This window comes from Tomitella fengzijianii (assembly GCF_007559025.1).
Lineage (GTDB): Bacteria > Actinomycetota > Actinomycetes > Mycobacteriales > Mycobacteriaceae > Tomitella > Tomitella fengzijianii.
On record NZ_CP041765.1, the window covers coordinates 3,577,915 to 3,594,128 of the forward strand.

A 16,214-nucleotide genomic window follows, 5' to 3' on the forward strand; every position below is an offset into this window, starting at 1 on the left:
CACAGCGTCGAAGGGAGTTTCGTCATGACAACCGCTCACACCGCCGAGGCAGGGGGAGGCGGCGTTGCACAAGGGGGCGGAGTCCGGCAGGGATTCGCCGCGTTCGGCGTGATCGCCGCAGGGATCGTCCTCGTGGCGAACGGCACGCTGCAACTGCTCGAGGGGATCACCGCGATCGCCGCGGACGACCTGATCGTCGTCGGCCAGCAGTACACCTACCAGTGGAACACCACCGGGTGGGGATGGGTGCACGTCGTCATCGGCGCGCTGGTCATCATCGGCGGCTTCGCCCTGATGACGGGCGCCACGTGGGCGCGCATCCTCGCGGTGGTCCTGGCGACGGTCGCGATCATCGCCAACTTCCTGTGGCTGCCCTACTACCCGTGGTGGTCGCTGATCCTCATCGCGCTCTACCTCTACGTGATCTGGGCCGTGGCCAACTGGACGCCTCGCGAAACCCCCTGACCACCCGGACTCTGATCACCCGGCCTTGTCCCGGTTGACACCGATGCCGCCGGCGCCCCGGTCCCGGGGCGCCGGCGGCCTGCCTTCCCGCGGACCCTCCCGGGCGTCTACCGTTCCGGATCGGTACGGGGCCACGCCACCGCCTCGTTCACCGTCGTGAAGACCTCGAAGGACCCGCCTCCGACCGCATCGACCACGTCCCGGACCTGCCCGATGTTCCGGGCGATCCGGAACGCGATCCCGCGCCGGGCCAGGTTTTCATGCACCGTCGTCAGCATCGACATGGCTGTGACATCGACGGTCGGCGTCGACTTCGCGTCGAGCACCACGATCCGCGTATCGTCACCGCACATCGCAGCGATCGCCTTACGGACCGTGTCGGCGTTGGCGAAGAACAATCCCGATTCGACCCGTGCCACCACGATCCTTTCGCTCACGCGGGCCTGCGGGTGACGTTCGACGTCCACCCATTCACCGTCGAGTGCCCCCAGCCGCGCCACGTGCGGGCGCGCCGACCGGTACACCAGCAGCGCCATCGACACGACGATCCCCATGACGAGGCCCGGCAGCGCACCGAAGACCAGCACTCCGAACAGCGCCACCAACGCCGCCAGGAAGTCCGGCCGCGCGGCCACACCGTAGATGCCGCCGAGCCTGCGGGACCACACGCCGTACAGCCGCCGCAGGGCCGCGAAATCGACCAGCTCGACCACCGCCGCGATCACCACGGCGGCCAGGGTCGACTCCGGGAGCTTCTCGAACATCCCGGTCAGGAAGAGCAGTGTCAGCACCGTCAGCGCCGCCGCGACCAGGCCGCTCAGCTGCGTCCGCGCGCCGGCCTCGCCGTTGACCGCCGTCTTCGAAAGACTGCCGTTGACGACCATGCCCGAGCCGAGGCCCGACGCGAGATTCGCCGCGCCGAGCCCGACGAGTTCGCGGTTGGCGTCCACCTCGTACCCGTCGCGTTCGGCGAAGGTCTTCGCCGCGCCCAGCCCCTGCGCGAACCCGATCAGCAGCACGCCGAAAGCCGGGCCGGCGAGCTCGTAGAAGTCGCGCCACGCAAGGCCGTCCGGGAGCCCCAGCGTGGGCATGCCCGCGTCGATGTGCCCGACGATCGCGACCCCGTGTTCGTCGAGCGAGAGCACGCTGACGGCCACGATCCCCAGCACCACCACCACGAGCGCGCCCGGGACCAACGGCAACCACCGTCGGAGAACCAGCAGCACCACCAGGCTGCACCCGCCGATCAGCAGCGTCCGCCACTCCGCGTCCCCCAGGCGCGAGAGAATCCCCCATGCTTGCGCGAAGAAGCCGCCGTCGGACTTGCCGACCCCCAGCAGCTTCGGCACCTGGCCGGCGATGATCGTCAACGCCAGGCCGACGATGAACCCCTTCAGCACGGGTTCGGAGATGAACGCCGCGATGAATCCCAGCCGGCACAGGCCCGCGAGCAGCCCGGCGACACCGGTCACGATCGCCAACGCAGCGGTCAACGAGAGGAAACGCCCGCCGTCGGCACCCGCGACCGGCGCGACGATAGCGGCCGACAGTACGGCCGTGCCGGACATCGGCCCCACCATCAGATGCCGGGAGCTGCCCGCCGCCGCGTAGAGGACCAGCGCCGGCACGGAGGCGTAGAGGCCCACCACCGGCGCCACGCCCGCGATGGTCGCATAGGCGAGCGCCTCCGGGACGAGCACCGCCCACACAGTCAGGCCCGCGATCGCATCCGGACGGATCCACGATGCGCGGTAGCCCTGCAGCGAGGCGAATATCCACCATTGTCGAGCCCGTCCGGCGCTCACGCGGCTCCTCCCCGCCGTCGGTTTCCTGCCTGGGCCGAGCCTGGCACTTCACGCACGCCGACGATTCACCCCGCGGGGGTGAGGACCGCATCGGATCAGCGCGCGAGGCTGAAGGTGCCGGACAGACGTGCGGTGTGCGTACCCCTTTGAAGAGGAGTGACTACCATGTCGTCGTCGACATTCCTGGACGTGTTCTGGCTGATCCTCATCAGCGTCGCCTTCGTCGTCTACCTGATGCTGCTGTTCACGATCTTCGGGGACCTGTTCCGGGACCACGAGACGTCAGGTTGGGTCAAGGCGATCTGGGTGGTCGTCCTGATCATCTTCCCGCTGATCTCGTCGCTGGTGTACCTGGTGGTCCGCGGCGGCGGGATGGCCGGGCGGTCGCGCGCGGCGGCGGCCAGGATGATGGACGCGCAGGACGCCTACATCAAGCAGACTGCCGGCACCTCACCGGCGCAGCAGATCTCGGACGCGCAGCAGCTGCTCGACGCGGGATCGATCACCGCCGAGGAGTTCGCGGCGCTCAAGGCCAAGGCGCTCGCCTGACACATGACGGTCCGGCCGCCGCGCACCCCGCTCCCGGGGTACGCGGCGGCCGGACCGTCGTCCAGTGCCGTTGACCGCCGTCAGTGCCCCCGGTCGATCCACTCCTGCAGGTGCGGGGCCTCGGCGCCGATCGACGTGCCCTCGCCGTGCCCGGTGTGCACCTGCACCTCGCCGGGGAGGGTGAGCAGCCGCTCGCTGATCGACGCGATGATCGTGGGGAAGTCCGAGTAGGACCGGCCCGTCGCCCCGGGGCCGCCCTGGAACAGCGTGTCGCCGCTGAAAAGCGCCGCCTTCGCCGGCTGGTACAGGCACACCGAACCGGGCGAGTGCCCCGGGGTGTGCATGACCTCCAGCGACGTGCCGGCCACGGGGATCCGCTGGCCGTCGTGCAGCGGCTTGTACTCCACGCCCGGGTGGGTCTTGCGCCACAGCACGTCGTCGTCGGGGTGCAGCAGGATCGTCGCGCCGAAGCGGCGGGCCAGCTCCGGCGCCACGGTGATGTGGTCGTTGTGCGCGTGCGTGCACAGCACCCCCGTCACCTTGCGGTTGCCGACGGCCGCCGCGATGGGGGCCGCGTCGTGCGCCGCGTCGATGACGAGCACCTCGGCGCCGTCGCCCACCAGCCAGATGTTGTTGTCGACGTCCCAGCAGCCGCCGTCCAGGCAGAACTGCCCGGACGTGACCACACGGTCGATGCGCAACGCGCTCACAGGACCACCACCGATCGCAGTACCGTGCCCTCGTGCACCGCAGCGAAGGCCTGCTCCACGTCGCCGAGCCCGATGCGCTCGGTGACGAACTTGTCCAGCGGCAGCCGCCCCTGCAGGTGCAGGTCCACGTACCGGGGGAAGTCGCGCTCGGGCAGGCAATCCCCGTACCAGGCGGACTTGAGCGCGCCGCCGCGGGAGAAGAAGTCCACCAGCGGCATGTCCAGCCGCATGTCCGGGGTGGGCACGCCCACCAGCACCACGGTGCCGGCGAGGTCCCGCGCGTAGAAGGCCTGCTCGTAGGTCTCCGGCCGGCCGACGGCCTCGACGACGACGTCCGCGCCGAACCCGCCGGTGAGGTCCTGCACGGCCTGCACCACGTCGACCGACGAGGCGTCGATGGTGTGCGTGGCGCCGAGATCCTTCGCCCACTCGAGCTTCTTGGGGTCGCGGTCGACCGCGATGATCGTCGACGCCCCCGCCAGCCGTGCACCCATCACCGCGGCGTCGCCGACGCCCCCGCAGCCGATGACGGCGACCGTGTCGCCCAACGAGACACCGCCGGTATTGACCGCGGCGCCGAGGCCCGCCATCACTCCGCAGCCCAGCAGGCCCGCCACCGCCGGATCCGCCTGCGGGTCCACCTTGGTGCACTGGAGTTCGTGGACCAGCGTCTTCTCCGCGAATGCGCCGATGCCGAGGGCCGGGGTCAGTGCGGTGCCGTCGGCGAGGGTCATCGACTTGGAGGCGTTGAACGTGTCGAAGCAGTACCACGGGCGACCGCGCTTGCAGGCCCGGCACTCGCCGCACACGGCCCGCCAGTTGAGGACGACGAAGTCGCCGACGGCCACGTGCCCCACCTCGGAGCCGACCGTCTCCACGATCCCCGCGGCCTCGTGGCCCAGCAGGAACGGGAACTCGTCGTTGATGCCGCCGTCCCGGTACGTCACATCCGTATGGCAGACGCCGCACGCCTGCACGCGCACCACCACGTCATGCGGGCCCGGATCCGGGATCGTGATCGGGACGAGCTCGACGGGCGCATCCTTGGCGCGCGCGATGACACCCTGAACCTGCTGCGACACTGGTGTGGACCTCCAAGACGGTCGGACGGGGCCAGCCGCGGGGGCGTACCCGGGCTGCTCATCGTCATCGTCTCATCACCGGAGGGCCCGCGCCACGGCCTTGCGAGACCCCACCGCGCGGTCTAAGGTGCCGCGCCCGCTCGCCTCAGAAGCAGCTCAGGCTGCGGGCTCAGGCTGTACGTTCAGGCTGCGCCTGCGTCCTGCTTGCAGCCGAGGCTGAGCACGGCGGTCAGCAGCGGCACCAGAACGTCCGTCACCTCGGACAGCGGCGACCGCGGCTCCCCCTTGGCCCAGTCGGCCACCACCGCGTTGACCGCGCCGGCGTAGGCGACCATGGCCGTGTGGTAGCCGCCCAGCGGCGTACTCCCCTCCGGCATGATCTCCCGGCCCGCGGTCTCGATCAGCACCGTCCACTCCGCGCGCTGACGCTCCCGCTCGTGGTCGACGTTCTGGTTGACGCCCACGGCCTCGGTGAGGGCCACGCGGGCGCGGCGCGGGTCGTCGCCGAGCGCCCGGATGTAGGCGGTGACCCCGGCGACCACGTGCGCTCGCACGTCCTCGCCGTCCACCTGGCGCATCGCCTGCGAGACCAGGCTGCGCGCCTCCTCGTTGATGCGCTGGAACAGATCCAGCAGCAGGCCCTCGCGTGAGGTGAACTCCTCGTAGAACTGGCGGGTGGACAACCCCGCGACGCGGCAGATCTCCGGCACGGACGAGCTCATGTAGCCGGCATCGGAGAACACATCGAGCCCGGCCTCCCGGAATCGTCGACGACGGTCCGCCTGCCGCACCTCTGGCGGAAGCCCACGATATCGACGCTCGGAAAGACGCTCGGTCATGATCTCAGGTTACGGCACAAAGCGGACAAAGTCAGTACTTAACGAGACGGACGTCCAACCCAATTTCGAAGCGCCGTCCCCGCGGACCGCACGAGGCGGCACGCGGGAACGGCCGCACCGGGAATTCCTTACGCGAGCAGCCCCTTGGCGATGTGCGTCACCTGGATCTCGTTGCTCCCCGCGTAGATCATCAGCGACTTGGCATCGCGCGCCAGCTGCTCCACCTTGTACTCGCTCATGTAGCCGTTGCCGCCGAACAGCTGCACGGCCTCCATGGCGACCTCGGTGGCGGCGCGCGATGCGTAGAGCTTCATCGCGGACGCCTCGGACAGCGTGATCCTGTGGCCGTCGTTCATCCGCTCGATCGCGCTGAAGACCATGTTCTGCACGTTGATACGCGCGATCTCCATCTCCGCCAGCTTGAGCTGGATGAGCTGGAAGCTGCCGATGGGGTTGCCCCAGAGCGTGCGGGCCTTCGCGTACTCGATGCACAGACCGTGGCACTCCTCGATGATGCCCAGGCCCAGCGACGCGATGCCCACCCGCTCGGCGACGAAGCTGTCCTTGGCCGAATCCTTGCCCGAGCTCTTGGCCACCTCCTCGCTCTCCCCCAGCAGCCGGTCCGGGGTCAGCCGCACGCTGTCGAAGAACAGCTCGCCGGTGGGCGAGGAGTTCATGCCCATCTTCTTCATCGGCTTCGACTGCGCGAACCCCTCCATGCCGGAGTCCAGTACGAAGGTGAGCACCTTGCGGTCGCGCGGGTCCACCGACTTGTCGCCCTCGTCGAGCTTCGCGAACACGACGACGGTGTCCGCGTAGGGGCCGTTGGTGATGAAGGTCTTCTGACCGGTGAGGATGTAGTCCTCGCCGTCGCGGCGCACCGTCGACTTCATCCCGCCGAAGGCGTCCGAGCCCGAGTCCGGCTCCGTGATCGCCCACGCGCCGACCTTCTCGAACGTGACGAGCTCCGGCAGCCAGCGCTTCTTCTGCGCGAGCGTGCCGCGGCTGCGGATGGTCCCCACCGTCAGGCCCACCGACACGCCCATCGACGCGACCAGCCCCAGGCTCACCTTGGCCAGCTCGCTGTTGAGGATCACGCTCATCGAGCTGCCGCCGCCGCCGTAGCCGCCCTGCCCGGAATCGTCCTCCGGAACCGGCTCGCCGGCCTCCTTGGCCAGCGCACGCTCCAGGGCGGTGCGCGCCATGTCCGCCAGCCCGAACGTCTCGTACAGCTTGCGGAGCACGTCGAACGGGGGCAACTCGCCGCTCTCAAGGCGGTCGGAGATCGGCTTGATCTCCTTGTCGATGAAACCGCGCACCGTGTCGCGCACCATCAAGTCGGTCTCGGACCACTCGTACATCTGCATCCGCTCCGCTCGCCGAAGGCCGGGCGCGGGTGGCCCGGCGTGAACACCGTCACCCCGGATTAGAACACGTTCACCTCGGTGCGCGCACCCTCCGGGGTAGCCCGGACCGCCGGTCGGGCCGCCTCTGCCCACTCCCCCTCACCGCGCAGCGTTCACCCCTCGTCGCGCGGCGGGAACCCGGCGACGAGCGCCGTATCGACCCCCGTCGGCCCGGTTTTCGCGGCGCCGCCGGGCGACCCCAGGGGTGCGTCGCGCCCGGGGAGCGCCTCCTCGAAGAAGCGGCCGTTGTCCGCAACGTAGTCGTTCCACTCCCCGGGGACATCGTCCTCGTAGAAGATGGCCTCGACGGGGCACACCGGCTCGCAGGCGCCGCAGTCGACGCACTCGTCCGGGTGGATGTAGAGCGACCTGCCGCCCTCGTAGATGCAGTCGACGGGGCACTCCTCGACGCAGGCACGGTCCATCACATCGATGCACGGTTCTGCGATGACGTACGCCATGGGGCCGACCTCCTCCGGGGCCGGCTGCACCGTCGACCCGACGCCGATTTTACTCAATAAAGATCATATTTAAAACTTGTGGTGCAGAATAAACACATGGCTGCTTCATCTCGCGCCAGGACCCACTCGGCGCTCGCATCGCCGAGCCGCGTAGCGCTGCTCGATCACATCCGCGGCGCCGACGAACCTCTCGATGCGCACCGCCTCGCCGAAGAGTGCGACCTGCACGTCACCACAGTGCGTTTTCACCTCGATGCGCTGATCGGCGCCGGGCTCATCACCTCACGCCCGGCACCGAGCAACGGCCGCGGGCGGCCGCGGCTGATGTACTCGCCGGTGGCCCAGGCGCGCCCGGAGGAAGAAGACCCGTACATCGAGCTGTCGCGGTTGCTGCTCATCGCGCTCGACGCCGAGGACGGCGCCAGCGCCGCGGACAGGGCCGAGATCGCGGGCTACCGGTGGGCGGAGCAGAGCCTGAACGGCAGCGCACTCGATGACGGCCCCGCCGGACTGGGGGCCGCGGCCGGCAAGATCAACGCGCTGTTCACCGAGCTCGGGTTCGAGGCCGACCACACGATGGACGCCGACGAGGACTCCGCGGAGATCACCCTGCACGAATGCCCCTTCGGCGCGGTGGCCCGGGAGAAACCCGCCATCGTCTGCCGCATCCACCTGGGGCTGCTGCGCGGGGCGCTCGACCACCTCAAGGTCGACCACCACACCGAGGAGATCGAACCGTGGGTCACCCCCACCACGTGCCGGGCCGTCATCCGCGGGGGCGGCGCCGCGGACGCGTAGGCATCGCGCAGTCCGTCACACCAGCCGCACGCCCCACACGGAGATGAACCGCTCCCCCGGCTCCAGCCGCACCACCGACTCGCCGGTGGCCAACGCGTTCGGCGGGGCCGTCATCGGCTCGGCGGCCAGCGCCGTGCGCCGACGCCCCGGTGCCAGCGTGTCACCGCTGAAGAGTTGCAGGCAGCCGAAGGCCGCGTCCGCCCATTGCTCGACGGTGCGCCCGTCGCCCCCGGTCAGCCGGACCCACGAGAGCCCGCGCCCGTCGCGCCGCAGATCGGTGAACGGGTCGTCCAGCCGCAGCGCACCCAGGATCCGGCCCCCGCGGAAGTCGTAGTCGGTGCATTCGGTGGGTTCGGACCCGGACGGCAGCGCCCGCCGGTCATCGACGAGGATCCGCGTGGCGGCGTCGAACTCGAGCACGCACCGGTCCAGGGTGCCCGTCCCCGCGGACAGGTAGGGGTGCTGGCCGTGCGCGTAGGGCAGCGCGTCCGGGCCTACGTTGCGGGCGGTCGTCGCCACCGTGAGGCCGCCGTCGTCCAGCCGGTACTCGATCTCCACGTCGAGCGCGAAGGGGTACCCCGGCGAAGGGTGGACGACAGCGCCCACCGTCACCGCGTCCGCGGCCTCCCGGCGCAGGGCGTACGGCCGCCAGCGCAGCAGCCCGTGGATCGCGTTGCCGCGGGCCGGTTCGGTGAGCGCCGTCCGATGCTCCGCGCCGTCGAAGGTGTAGCGCCCGTCGGCCAGCCGGTTGGGCCACGGGATCAGCGGCGCCCCGTGCGCGCCGTCGCACATCGCCCCGACCGGATACCCCTCGAGCACGTCGCGCTCGCCGGAGGTCAACGTGCGGATGCCGCCGCCGACCTCCACGATCACCGCGCGCAGGCCGGCGTGGCGGATCTCCCACTGCCGTCCCGACGGCACGAACCGTGGCAGCGCCCCGGGCCCGTCAGGCATCGCTCACGCCAGCCTGTGCGACGGGCTCTTGGTCTTCGCCGGGTCGCGCTCGATCACCTGCGCCCCGTCGAGCTCCAGTGCACGGTCGACGGCCGCCAGAACCTCGTCGGTGAGCGTCACCTCCGCTGCCTTGACGTTCTCGGCGATCTGCTCCGGCCGCGACGCCCCGACAAGCGCCGACGCCACGTTGTCGTTGGCCAGCACCCACGCGACGGCCAGCTGCGACATGGTCACGCCCAGGTCGTCGGCCACGGGACGCAGGCGCTGCACCGCGCTGAGCACCTCCGGCTCCAGGAAGCGGGCGATCATGTCCCGGCCGCCCTTGTCGTCGGTGGCGCGCGAACCCGCCGGCGGCGCGGAGCCGGGCCGGTACTTGCCCGTCAGCACCCCCTGCGCCATCGGCGACCACACCACCTGCGAGATCCCGAGTGAGCGGGATACAGGCACCACCCGGTCTTCAATCACCCGCCAGAGCATCGAGTACTGCGGCTGGTTGGACACGATGCGGAAGCCCGCCTGCCGGGCCAGCTCCTGCCCCGCGCCGAGCTGCTCGGCCGACCACTCCGACACGCCGATGTAGAGCGCCTTCCCCGAGCGGACGACGTGCGCGAACGCCTCGATGGTCTCCTCCAGCGGCGTCTCATGGTCGTAGCGGTGCGCCTGATACAGGTCCACGTAGTCCATGCCCAGCCTGCGCAGCGAGCCGTCGATGCCCTCGAGGATGTGTTTGCGCGACAGCCCGGTCGCGTTGGGTCCGCGGCCCATCGGGAAGTACACCTTGGTGAAGACCTCCAGCGCTTCGCGCCGCTGCCCCGCCAGCGCCGCGCCGAGCACCTCCTCCGCGCGCCCGGCCGCGTAGACGTCGGCGGTGTCGAAGGTGGTGATGCCCGCGTCGAGCGCCGCGTGCACGCACTCGGTGGCCACCTCGTTCTCCACCTGCGAGCCGTGCGTGAGCCAGTTGCCGTAGACGATCTCCGACACCTTCAGCCCGCTGTCGCCCAAGAACCTGTAGCCCATCCGTCCCTCTCCCTTCACCGCTGCCGCGTCTCTCTGCTTCTCTGACCGTCTCTGCGCGTCTCTGTCCGTCGTCACCCACCCGTATACCTCCCCGCCGACCACGGTAATCACGGTCACGCCCGGCAGGCGGCGAATAGTCATGACCGCGGGCCCGCATGCGGCATGCTGGAAGCCATGCAGACTCTGCCGATGTTCCCGCTCGGCGGCGTGGCGCTCCCCGGCGAACGCCTGCCGCTGCACGTCTTCGAGCCGCGCTACCGGCAGTTGCTCGAGGACTGCCTGGACGCCCCCGGCGGCCCACTGTTCGGCAGCGTGCTCATCGAACGCGGTTCCGAGGTGGGCGGCGGCGACGCACGCATGGCCGTCGGCTCCCGGATGCGGATCACCGGGCACCGCGGCATCGCGCCCGGGCGGCACCTTGTCGAGTGCATCGCAGAGTCCCGCATCACCGTGGTCCGCTGGCTCGACGACGACCCCTATCCGCGCGCGGAGGTGCGCGACTGGCCCGACGAGCCCGGCCCGCCCCACGTGGACATGAGTTCCCTCGTCTCCGACATCGCGGACCTCTACAGCGCCATCGACAGGCTGGCGCAGAAGCAGGACGCGCAGTCGCCCCCGCCGCCCCGGTTCGACGAGCTGCCTATGGACCCCGGCGACCGCCTCTACGCGCTGGCCGCCCAGGTGCCGATGGGGCAGTCGGACCGGCAGTCGGTGCTGGCCGCGCCCGGCATCGTGGAACGCCGCGACGCGCTGCGCGAGGCTGTCGCCGGCGTGCAGTCCATCGTCGACTTCCAGCTGGCCTGACTTTCCCGGACCCGTGCGGTCGACCGGATTCTTCGCGCGAATCCGCCGAGGCCCTTCCATCGCCGCCCCCGGTGCGCAATAATTCAAGCCGAATAGCCTTCATGCGACGAGTCTGCAGTCAGCCGCTCACATTCCGACCCACGTACGGGGAACCCCATGAGCTCCGAACCCGCGGTCTCCGGGCGCGCAACCGGTGACGCGCCCGGCACCGGCGCACACACACTCCGCACGCGCCTGGATCAGGCGCTTTCCGGCCCCTTCGTCGGGATGGTGCCGTGGATCATCCTCGGCGTCTTCGAGGGCCCCGGCCGCACGCAGTGGGCCGTACTCGTCGGCCTGCTGTTCGCCATCGGCTTCCTCATCCTCGACCGGGTCCAGGGGCGGTCGGTCAAGCTGCTCACCTCGGTCAGCGCGCTGTACTTCCTGATCCTGCTGATCGTCGTGTTCACGGTCGGCGACCAGACGGTGGACTGGCTGGAGATCTGGCTGGGCGAGATCTCCAACATCTCGCTGACCGTCATCGTCCTGGGCTCGATGGCCATCCGCCTGCCGTTCACCCTGCAATACGCGCGCGAGCAGACGCCCCGCGAACTCTGGGACAGCCCGGTGTTCCTGCGCATCAACTACGTGATCACCGGGGCGTGGGCGCTCGCGTTCCTCGTCTCCTCCGCGGCGGGGTTCTACGGCGACTACGTGCTGGGCGACAACAACGACATCTGGACCGGCTGGGTCATCCAGGTCGGCGCCATGCTGATGGCCGTGGAGTTCACCGCCTGGTACCCGGACCACGCCCGTGCCCACGCCATAACCCGAGCGGGCGGCACGCCCGACCAGCCCGCACCCCCGGTGACCGAGCTGTTCGCGCCGCTCACCGTGTGGTTCATCCCCATCGGCATCATCAGCCTCGTCCTGGACGCGGCGCCGACGTGGCTGGGCATCGCCTTCATCGTCGTCGGCGTCGTGCTGTCCGGGGTCCTGCGGCGCGACCTCGAGAAGGAGCGCACCACTGACGCGGGAGACGGCCGCTGACGGGGCGCGCCTGCCCGTCGACCAAGTTCCACTCGGTCGGCGAGATCCGGCGCCGCCCGCTCTACGACTGCACGAAGTCCCGCGCCCGGATGAGCACGAACGCGAGCACCGCCCCCACCAGCGCCACGATCCCGCCGGTGAGCAGCAGGTCGTCCATCGAGGTGGCGAATCCGCCCAGCAGTTCGTGAGCCAGCGACTCCTGCTGCTCCGGCGGTGCGGAGCCGACGATCGCGTCGACGCTGCCGTGCTGCACCGCACCGGCCAGTTCCGCGCCCCGGCCGGCCTCGCCGGCACCCTCCAGCGCGTCGCGCATGGACGTGGCGAAGATCGTGCCGTACACCGCAGTGCCCACGGCGATGCCGACCTGACGGCAGGTGTTGTTGATACCGGAGGCCATGCCCGAGCGCTGCGGCGCGACCACTCCGATCGCCGTGGACGCCAGCGGCGGGTTCACCAGACCCGCGCCCAGGCCCGCCACCAGGAACCCGGCGATGAAATGCGTCCAGTCGCTGCCGGCGTCGAGCCCCAGCATCAGGAACATGCCCACGGCCACCAGCGCCAGGCCCGGCCCGATGAGCCACTTGGTGGACAGATGCGCCGACGCGCGCCCCGCGATGGTGGCGGCCACCAACGTCATGCCGGAGACCAGGAGCATCCGCACGCCGGTCTCGAACGCGGAGTAGCCCAGGCCGTTCTGCAGGTAGATGACGATGTAGAGGAACATCGCGAACAGCGAGCCGTTCATCGCGAACGCGGCGATCGAGCCGCCGAGGAACGTCGGGATCCGCAGCAGCGACAGGTCGAACATCGGATGCGCGACGCGCCGTTCCACGACGACGAAGGCCACCAGCAGCACCACCGCAGCCGCGAAGCAGCCGAGCACCGCACCGTCCGTCCAGCCCTCCTGGCCCGCGCGGATCAACCCGTACACCAGCGCCACCAGGCCGGCCGTGAACGTGGCGGCGCCGGCCCAGTCCGGGCGGGCCGCGTGCGGGCTTTTGGTCTCCGACAAGTAGCGCAGCGTCGCCACGATCGCGATGACCCCGATGGGAATGTTGATCCAGAAGATGGCGCGCCAGCTGACCCCCGTGGTGAGCGCCCCGCCCAGGACCGGCCCCAGCGAGGTGGCGACCCCCGTGACGGCGCCCCACACGCCGAACGCGATGCCCCGCGCCTTGCCGTGGAAATTCACCGCCAGCAGCGCCAGCGACGTGGCGAACAGGATCGCGCCGCCGATGCCCTGGACCGCGCGCGAGATCACCAGCATCGTCGGGTCCAGCGCCCCCGCACACAACGCGGAGCCCCCCGTGAACACGGCCAGGCCGATGGTGAACACCTTCCGCAGGCCGAAGCGGTCGGCGAGCGAGCCGGACACCAGCAGCAGGGCCGCGAGGGTGAGCGAGTAGGCGTCGATCACCCACTGCACTTCCGTGAAGCTCGCCGACAGCTCGTGCTGGATGTCCGGCAGCGCCACCGTCACGATCGTCACGTCCAGCAGCAGCATGAACGTGGCGGCGCAGACCACCAGCAGGGTCCAGATGTTGTGGCGCCCGATCGTGGTGCCCGACGCCCCGGAACCGCGCGCCGCAGCAGCGTCCTTCCCTGCATCGGAACCGTGCGCCACGCCACCCACCTTTGTATTGTCCACCTGACGGCCCCTCCTCGCGTGACCTCGGCGCGCGGCGGCTCACCGGCGCTTCTCCGACGAACCAGTGTCCGCGCCCATCGCCACCCGAACCGCACTGAGGGCCTGTTTGCGACAATTTCCGCCATGGGCGACGAACGGATGCACGTTTCCGCAGACCTGGACACGGTGGACAAGCAGATCGTGCGCGCGTTGCAGCTCCGGCCGCGCGCGCCGTTCAGCCTCATCGGCAGCGCGCTGGGGCTCTCCGAGCAGACCGCGGCGCGCAGGTTCCGGCGCCTGAACCGTGCAGGACTGATGCGGGTGACCGCCGGTTTCCACGCGCGCGCCCTCGGGTTCACCACGTGGATCGTGCGGGTCCGCTGCCGCCCGGAGGGGGCGCAAGCGGTGGCGGAGGCCCTCGCCCGGCGCGACGACGTCTCCTGGGTGACGATCATCTCCGGCGGCTGGGAGGTGACGTTCAACCTCAGCGCACACAGCGACCGTGACGCGGAGGACCTGCTGGTACGGCTACTGCCGAAGACCACCCCCGTCATCGACGTGTCCGCGGCGGCCATCCTCCACTCGTTCGCCGGCGAGGACCCCGCGGACTGGCAGGGCTGGCGCGACATGCTCACCGCGGATCAGGTGCGGCACGTGCGGGCCGCGCCCGTGCCGGCGGCCGGCCAGGCCACGCGCCGCCCGCGCCATGCCTGGTCGCCGGACGACGGGGACGCGGCGATACTCGACGCCCTGGTGCTCGACGGGCGCGCCGAATACTCCGCGCTCGCCCGGGCCGCGGGCACCACGCTGGGCAAGGCGCGCCGCCGCGTCGACGCCCTCCTGGCCTCGGGCGTGATCTATCTGGACGTGGACATCGCACCGGCCGCCACCGGCAATGCCGCGCCGGTGGTGGTGTGGCTGACCGTCGCGCCCGGACGGCTCGACGCCGTCGGCCACGCGATCGCCGCGCACCCCGCGGTCCCGTTCGCCGCGGCCCTGACCGGGCCCGCGAACATCATGGCGACGCTCTCCACCGCCACACTCGACGACGCCTACCGCTTCGTCACCGACTCACTGGGACCGCTCGACGGGATCACCGGCTACGAGGTGACACCGATGCTGCGGCACGTCAAACAGGCCGGTGCGTACGTCGTGGACGGCAGGCTCTCGGTCAGTCCGGCAGGCCCGGCTCGCCCAGCCAAGGCTCCTGCCAGGAGGGGTAACCGCTGACCAGGTCGTCGGCCTCCGGCGGACCCCAACTGCCGGGGGCGTACTCGACGACCGCCGGCGGCGCATCGATCAGCGGCTCCAGCACCCGCCAGGTCTCCTCCACCGCGTCTTGCCGGGCGAACAGCCGATGGTCGCCGGTGAGCGCCGCGTGCAGAAGCCGCTCGTAGGGTTCCAGAGGTTCGCCGAGCTCCCGCGCGAACGCCGTCTCCAGCGGCACCTTCTTCCAGGTGCCGTCGTCGTAGGCCACCAGCTCGAGCCGCATCGCCGCGTCCGGGTCGATGCGCAGCACCACCTGGTTGTCGGCCGCCGAGTCGAGGCCCGGCAGGAACGGCAGGCGCGGGGTGTTGCGCAGGAACAGGCGCACCTCGGTGGCGGTGGCGGCCAGGCGTTTCCCCGCGCGGATGAACACCGGCACGCCCTCCCAGCGCCAGTTGTCGATCGCCAGCTTCAGCGCGATGAACGTCTCCGTGGTCGACCCGTCCGCCACCCCGTCGATCCGCCGGTAGCCCGAGTACTGTCCGCGCACCGCCTCCGACGCCAGGACGGCGGGCATCGCGCGGAAGACCTCGCTCTTCTTGTCGCGCAGATCGTCATCGGATGCACCCGTCGGCGGGTCCATCGTCACCAGGGCCAGGACCTGCATCAGGTGGTTCTGCACCACGTCGCGCAGCGCTCCCACCGGGTCGTAGAAGTGGCCCCGGTCCTCCACGCCGAAGGTCTCGCCCAGCGTGATCTGGATGCAGGTGACCGAATCGCGATCCCACAGCCGCGACAACGCGAGGTTGGCGAACCGCATGAACTCGAGCTCGATCACCGGCTCCTTGCCCAGGAAGTGGTCCACGCGCAGCAGCTGCCCCTCGTCGACCGCCCGGTGCAGCCGCTCGTTCAGGGCGCGCGCCGACTCCAGGTCGTGACCGAAGGGCTTCTCCACCGCGATGGACGCGCCCTCGGTGAGGCCGGCCTGCGCCAGGTGCTCCACGATGGTGCCGAACAGGCTCGGCGGCATCTCCAGGTAGAACAGGGCGCCGGGCCGCCGTTGCACCCGTACGCGTGCCATCTCCTCACCGAGGCGGCGGTACACCTCGGGGGTGGTCACGTCACCGGCCAGGTAACTCCAGCGGGAGGCGAACCGCGCGAACACGTCCTCGTCCAGCTCCTCGCCGGTGTCGGCGATGGCCGAGCGGGCGCGGTCCATCAGCTGATCCACAGTCCACTCGTCGGCCGCAACGCCGATCAGCGGATAGTCCAGCAGTCCCCGGCGCTCGAGCCGGTACAGCGAGCGGAACGTCATCTTCTTCGCCAGGTCGCCGGTGATGCCGAAGATGACGAACACCCCCGCCCGGCCCCGCCCCCCGTCGACTGCGCCCTCCGGATTCGACACGCTGACCTCCGCTTTCGGCTCGACTGCCGCCCACAGTAATCACCGGGCCGCGTCCGC

The 16,214-nt window shown here is 70.4% G+C and carries 16 protein-coding genes; 6 read left to right on the forward strand and 10 right to left on the reverse strand.

What is annotated here, in order from left to right:
- The first annotated feature begins 24 nt into the window (after positions 1-24).
- On the forward strand, positions 25-465 hold the full coding sequence (locus tag FO059_RS16215) for a DUF7144 family membrane protein (protein WP_143909989.1): 441 nt from the start codon (positions 25-27) through the stop codon (positions 463-465).
- A gap of 107 nt (positions 466-572) precedes the next feature.
- Here the strand turns inward: FO059_RS16215 and FO059_RS16220 are convergent, their stop codons facing one another.
- The gene (locus FO059_RS16220) at positions 573-2,270 is read right to left on the reverse strand and encodes a SulP family inorganic anion transporter (protein ID WP_199256967.1); all 1,698 of its coding nucleotides are present in this window, start codon (positions 2,268-2,270) and stop codon (positions 573-575) included.
- A 165-nt stretch (positions 2,271-2,435) separates the two neighbouring features.
- On the opposite strand from FO059_RS16220, the gene FO059_RS16225 reads away from it, so the two are divergent.
- Positions 2,436-2,819 (forward strand): PLDc N-terminal domain-containing protein, encoded by a 384-nt coding sequence (locus FO059_RS16225; protein WP_143909990.1) that lies wholly within the window; start codon positions 2,436-2,438, stop codon positions 2,817-2,819.
- A gap of 80 nt (positions 2,820-2,899) precedes the next feature.
- Here FO059_RS16225 and FO059_RS16230 read toward each other — a convergent pair whose 3' ends face one another.
- From FO059_RS16230 to fdxA, 5 genes are all read right to left on the reverse strand, one after another.
- Positions 2,900-3,529 carry an MBL fold metallo-hydrolase gene (locus FO059_RS16230; protein ID WP_143909991.1) on the reverse strand — a complete coding sequence of 210 codons (630 nt, stop codon included), beginning with the start codon at positions 3,527-3,529 and terminating at the stop codon, positions 2,900-2,902.
- On the reverse strand, positions 3,526-4,611 hold the full coding sequence (locus FO059_RS16235) for an S-(hydroxymethyl)mycothiol dehydrogenase (protein ID WP_143909992.1): 1,086 nt from the start codon (positions 4,609-4,611) through the stop codon (positions 3,526-3,528). The genes FO059_RS16230 and FO059_RS16235 overlap by 4 nt, the downstream gene beginning before the upstream one ends.
- A 182-nt stretch (positions 4,612-4,793) precedes the next feature.
- Positions 4,794-5,450: a TetR/AcrR family transcriptional regulator gene (locus FO059_RS16240; RefSeq protein WP_143909993.1), complete on the reverse strand. Its 657-nt coding sequence runs from the start codon at positions 5,448-5,450 to the stop codon at positions 4,794-4,796.
- Positions 5,451-5,578: 128 nt separating this feature from the next.
- On the reverse strand, positions 5,579-6,811 hold the full coding sequence (locus FO059_RS16245; protein WP_143910843.1) for an acyl-CoA dehydrogenase family protein: 1,233 nt from the start codon (positions 6,809-6,811) through the stop codon (positions 5,579-5,581).
- Positions 6,812-6,969: 158 nt separating this feature from the next.
- Positions 6,970-7,317, reverse strand: a complete 348-nt coding sequence (fdxA, locus tag FO059_RS16250; protein ID WP_143910844.1) for a ferredoxin — start codon at positions 7,315-7,317, stop codon at positions 6,970-6,972.
- A gap of 96 nt (positions 7,318-7,413) precedes the next feature.
- On the opposite strand from fdxA, the gene FO059_RS16255 reads away from it, so the two are divergent.
- The gene (locus tag FO059_RS16255; RefSeq protein ID WP_143909994.1) at positions 7,414-8,115 is read left to right on the forward strand and encodes a helix-turn-helix transcriptional regulator; all 702 of its coding nucleotides are present in this window, start codon (positions 7,414-7,416) and stop codon (positions 8,113-8,115) included.
- Between the two features lie 15 nt (positions 8,116-8,130).
- Here FO059_RS16255 and FO059_RS16260 read toward each other — a convergent pair whose 3' ends face one another.
- Both FO059_RS16260 and FO059_RS16265 read right to left on the reverse strand, forming a co-directional pair.
- Positions 8,131-9,069, reverse strand: a complete 939-nt coding sequence (locus tag FO059_RS16260) for an aldose 1-epimerase family protein (RefSeq protein ID WP_143909995.1) — start codon at positions 9,067-9,069, stop codon at positions 8,131-8,133.
- 3 nt (positions 9,070-9,072) lie between these two features.
- Entirely contained in the window at positions 9,073-10,086 is a 1,014-nt protein-coding gene (locus tag FO059_RS16265) for an aldo/keto reductase family protein (protein ID WP_143909996.1), read from the reverse strand.
- A gap of 174 nt (positions 10,087-10,260) precedes the next feature.
- Here FO059_RS16265 and FO059_RS16270 point away from each other — a divergent pair, with 174 nt between their 5' ends.
- Both FO059_RS16270 and FO059_RS16275 read left to right on the forward strand, forming a co-directional pair.
- A complete protein-coding gene (locus FO059_RS16270; protein WP_143909997.1) occupies positions 10,261-10,890 on the forward strand; it encodes an LON peptidase substrate-binding domain-containing protein in 630 nt (209 codons plus the stop codon).
- A gap of 156 nt (positions 10,891-11,046) precedes the next feature.
- On the forward strand, positions 11,047-11,919 hold the full coding sequence (locus FO059_RS16275) for a DUF3159 domain-containing protein (RefSeq protein WP_199256968.1): 873 nt from the start codon (positions 11,047-11,049) through the stop codon (positions 11,917-11,919).
- A 61-nt stretch (positions 11,920-11,980) separates the two neighbouring features.
- On the opposite strand, the gene FO059_RS16280 is transcribed toward FO059_RS16275, so the two are convergent.
- Entirely contained in the window at positions 11,981-13,567 is a 1,587-nt protein-coding gene (locus tag FO059_RS16280; protein ID WP_233266667.1) for an MFS transporter, read from the reverse strand.
- Between the two features lie 123 nt (positions 13,568-13,690).
- Here FO059_RS16280 and FO059_RS16285 point away from each other — a divergent pair, with 123 nt between their 5' ends.
- Positions 13,691-14,776 carry an Lrp/AsnC family transcriptional regulator gene (locus FO059_RS16285; protein ID WP_143909998.1) on the forward strand — a complete coding sequence of 362 codons (1,086 nt, stop codon included), beginning with the start codon at positions 13,691-13,693 and terminating at the stop codon, positions 14,774-14,776.
- Here the strand turns inward: FO059_RS16285 and FO059_RS16290 are convergent.
- Positions 14,718-16,157 carry a glucose-6-phosphate dehydrogenase gene (locus tag FO059_RS16290; RefSeq protein WP_143909999.1) on the reverse strand — a complete coding sequence of 480 codons (1,440 nt, stop codon included), beginning with the start codon at positions 16,155-16,157 and terminating at the stop codon, positions 14,718-14,720. The two genes, FO059_RS16285 and FO059_RS16290, sit on opposite strands and share 59 nt — an antisense overlap.
- Positions 16,158-16,214: the final 57 nt, after the last annotated feature.

Excerpts from the sequence above, each read along its gene's own strand:
- FO059_RS16215 (WP_143909989.1), top strand. The coding sequence starts at position 25 with ATGACAACCGCTCACACCGCCGAGGCAGGGGGAGGCGGCGTTGCACAA.
- FO059_RS16225 (WP_143909990.1), top strand. The coding sequence starts at position 2,436 with ATGTCGTCGTCGACATTCCTGGACGTGTTCTGGCTGATCCTCATCAGC.
- FO059_RS16240 (WP_143909993.1), bottom strand. The coding sequence starts at position 5,450 with ATGACCGAGCGTCTTTCCGAGCGTCGATATCGTGGGCTTCCGCCAGAG.
- FO059_RS16245 (WP_143910843.1), bottom strand. The coding sequence starts at position 6,811 with ATGTACGAGTGGTCCGAGACCGACTTGATGGTGCGCGACACGGTGCGC.
- fdxA (WP_143910844.1), bottom strand. The coding sequence starts at position 7,317 with ATGGCGTACGTCATCGCAGAACCGTGCATCGATGTGATGGACCGTGCC.
- FO059_RS16255 (WP_143909994.1), top strand. The coding sequence starts at position 7,414 with ATGGCTGCTTCATCTCGCGCCAGGACCCACTCGGCGCTCGCATCGCCG.
- FO059_RS16260 (WP_143909995.1), bottom strand. The coding sequence starts at position 9,069 with ATGCCTGACGGGCCCGGGGCGCTGCCACGGTTCGTGCCGTCGGGACGG.
- FO059_RS16265 (WP_143909996.1), bottom strand. The coding sequence starts at position 10,086 with ATGGGCTACAGGTTCTTGGGCGACAGCGGGCTGAAGGTGTCGGAGATC.
- FO059_RS16270 (WP_143909997.1), top strand. The coding sequence starts at position 10,261 with ATGCAGACTCTGCCGATGTTCCCGCTCGGCGGCGTGGCGCTCCCCGGC.
- FO059_RS16275 (WP_199256968.1), top strand. The coding sequence starts at position 11,047 with ATGAGCTCCGAACCCGCGGTCTCCGGGCGCGCAACCGGTGACGCGCCC.
- FO059_RS16285 (WP_143909998.1), top strand. The coding sequence starts at position 13,691 with ATGGGCGACGAACGGATGCACGTTTCCGCAGACCTGGACACGGTGGAC.